The organism is Alloalcanivorax sp. C16-1, assembly GCF_046507805.1.
Taxonomy (GTDB): domain Bacteria; phylum Pseudomonadota; class Gammaproteobacteria; order Pseudomonadales; family Alcanivoracaceae; genus Alloalcanivorax.
This window is the reverse complement of the sequence record NZ_JBKFTK010000014.1, coordinates 1-3,368: the sequence shown is the minus strand read 5'-3', so window position 1 is coordinate 3,368 and position 3,368 is coordinate 1. Positions and strand designations below refer to the sequence as shown.

2 rRNA genes are annotated in these 3,368 nt (G+C 53.9%); both read left to right on the top strand.

Features of this window, described 5'->3' with window-relative positions:
* Positions 1-157 precede the first annotated feature (157 nt).
* Positions 158-3,049 (top strand): 23S ribosomal RNA (locus ACLD0W_RS18725).
* A 201-nt stretch (positions 3,050-3,250) separates the two neighbouring features.
* A 5S ribosomal RNA gene (rrf, locus tag ACLD0W_RS18720) occupies positions 3,251-3,366 on the top strand.
* Positions 3,367-3,368: the final 2 nt, after the last annotated feature.

Below are 3,368 nucleotides of genomic sequence, written 5' to 3'. Positions count from 1 at the left end.
ATGCTCTTTAACAATCTGGGAAATGAGAAAGTCCAAGTATTCCTAATGGAATACAAGCGTTAGAAGTTTATCTGACACTTGTGTCTATTTGGTGCGATTATCGTTGATCGTTGCAAGTTCGTATGGCCTGAGCGGTGTAGACTGTTTTGGGTTATATGGTCAAGTGACGAAGCGTGCACGGTGGATGCCTTGGCAGCCAGAGGCGATGAAGGACGTTGTAGCCTGCGATAAGCTCCGGTTAGGTGGCAAACAACCGTTTGACCCGGAGATTTCCGAATGGGGAAACCCACCTGTCATAAGGCAGGTATCACACACTGAATCCATAGGTGTGTGAGGCGAACGCGGGGAACTGAAACATCTAAGTACCCGTAGGAACAGAAATCAATTGAGATTCCGTCAGTAGCGGCGAGCGAACGCGGATTAGCCCTTAAGCATGTGACTGGTTAGGAGAACGGCTTGGGAAGGCCGACCATAGTGGGTGATAGTCCCGTATCCGAAAACCTGAATATGTGAAAACGAGTAGGTCGGGGCACGTGTAACCTTGACTGAACATGGGGGGACCATCCTCCAAGGCTAAATACTCCTGGCTGACCGATAGTGAACCAGTACCGTGAGGGAAAGGCGAAAAGAACCCCGGAGAGGGGAGTGAAATAGACCCTGAAACCGTGCACGTACAAGCAGTCGGAGCCCGCTTTGTTGGGTGACGGCGTACCTTTTGTATAATGGGTCAGCGACTTATTCTCAGTAGCGAGGTTAACCGTATAGGGGAGCCGTAGGGAAACCGAGTCTGAATAGGGCGACGAGTTGCTGGGAATAGACCCGAAACCGGACGATCTACCCATGGGCAGGTTGAAGGTGCGGTAACACGCACTGGAGGACCGAACCGGGATCTGTTGAAAAAGATTCGGATGACCTGTGGGTCGGAGTGAAAGGCTAATCAAGTCCGGAGATAGCTGGTTCTCCCCGAAAGCTATTTAGGTAGCGCCTCGTATATCACCACCGGGGGTAGAGCACTGTTTCGGCTAGGGGCCCATCCCGGGTTACCAAACCGATGCAAACTCCGAATACCGGTGAGTGCAGTACGGGAGACACACGGCGGGTGCTAACGTCCGTCGTGGAGAGGGAAACAACCCAGACCGCCAGCTAAGGTCCCCAAATTCCAGTTAAGTGGGAAACGATGTGGGAAGGCTCAGACAGCTAGGAGGTTGGCTTAGAAGCAGCCACCCTTTAAAGAAAGCGTAATAGCTCACTAGTCGAGTCGGCCTGCGCGGAAGATGTAACGGGGCTCAAACTGGATACCGAAGCTGCGGCAGTGTGCTTATGCATACTGGGTAGGGGAGCGTTGTGTAAGTCTGTGAAGGTGTGTTGAGAAGCATGCTGGAGATATCACAAGTGCGAATGCTGACGTGAGTAACGATAATGCGGGTGAAAAACCTGCACGCCGAAAGACCAAGGTTTCCTGCGCAACGCTAATCGGCGCAGGGTGAGTCGGCCCCTAAGGCGAGGCTGAAAGGCGTAGCTGATGGGAAACGGGTTAATATTCCCGTACTTCTTGTAACTGCGATGGAGAGACGGAGAAGGCTAGGCCTACCGGGCGTTGGTTGTCCCGGGGAAAGGTTGTAGGCTGAGGTGTTAGGCAAATCCGGCACCTTAAGGCTGAGAACCGAGACCACCGGCCCTTTGCGGCTGGGAAGTGGTTGATGCCCTGCTTCCAGGAAAATCTTCTAAGCTTCAGGTTACGAGGAACCGTACCCTAAACCGACACAGGTGGTTGGGATGAGTATTCTAAGGCGCTTGAGAGAACTCGGGTGAAGGAACTAGGCAAAATGGTACCGTAACTTCGGGAGAAGGTACGCCACTTGGTGTGAAGGGCTTGCCCCGTAAGCATTGAGTGGCCGCAGTGAAAAGGCCCCTGCAACTGTTTATTAAAAACACAGCACTCTGCAAACGCGTAAGCGGACGTATAGGGTGTGACGCCTGCCCGGTGCCGGAAGGTTAATTGATGGGGTTAGCTTCGGCGAAGCTCTTGATCGAAGCCCCGGTAAACGGCGGCCGTAACTATAACGGTCCTAAGGTAGCGAAATTCCTTGTCGGGTAAGTTCCGACCTGCACGAATGGCGTAATGATGGGGGCACTGTCTCCACCCGAGACTCAGTGAAATCGAAATCGCAGTGAAGATGCTGTGTACCCGCGGCTAGACGGAAAGACCCCGTGAACCTTTACTACAGCTTCACAGTGGACTTTGAGCCTGCTTGTGTAGGATAGCTGGGAGACATTGAAGCGGTGACGCCAGTCATCGTGGAGTCAACCTTGAAATACCAGCCTGGCATGTTTGAGGTTCTAACCCAGGTCCCTTATCGGGATCGGGGACATTGTGTGGTGGGTAGTTTGACTGGGGCGGTCTCCTCCCAAAGAGTAACGGAGGAGCACAAAGGTACCCTCAGCACGGTCGGACATCGTGCAATGAGCGTAAAGGTAGAAGGGTGCTTGACTGCGAGACCTACAAGTCGAGCAGGTGCGAAAGCAGGTCTTAGTGATCCGGTGGTTCTGTATGGAAGGGCCATCGCTCAACGGATAAAAGGTACTCCGGGGATAACAGGCTGATACCGCCCAAGAGTTCACATCGACGGCGGTGTTTGGCACCTCGATGTCGGCTCATCTCATCCTGGGGCTGAAGCCGGTCCCAAGGGTATGGCTGTTCGCCATTTAAAGAGGTACGCGAGCTGGGTTTAGAACGTCGTGAGACAGTTCGGTCCCTATCTGCCGTGGGCGTTGGAGATTTGAGAGGAGCTGCTCCTAGTACGAGAGGACCGGAGTGGACGAACCTCTGGTGTTCCGGTTGTCACGCCAGTGGCATTGCCGGGTAGCTACGTTCGGACGGGATAACCGCTGAAAGCATCTAAGCGGGAAGCCTCCCTCAAGATGAGATCTCCCTGACCCCTTGAGGGTCCTAAAGGGCCGTGGAAGACCACCACGTTGATAGGCGGGATGTGGACGCGCTGTGAGGCGTGAAGCTAACCCGTACTAATTGCCCGTGCGGCTTGACCATATAACGCCAAAGCAGTTTGCCCTCCTTGCTCGACAAGGAACAGGCGGCGAGCGGCAGCGATCAATGATCACGCTGAATAGACACGCGAACGCAACAGGTGTTGGACAAACCCTGACGCTGGACTTTCTCGTTCCTGGAATTGGCTTTGCCTGTCCATCAACAGGCAAGGCAACCCTATTTGGCGAAAGCCAAACCGGTTTGCCTGACGACAATAGCGAGTGGGAACCACCTGAACCCATGCCGAACTCAGAAGTGAAACCACTCAGCGCCGATGGTAGTGTGGGGTCTCCCCATGTGAGAGTAGGTCATCGTCAGGCTC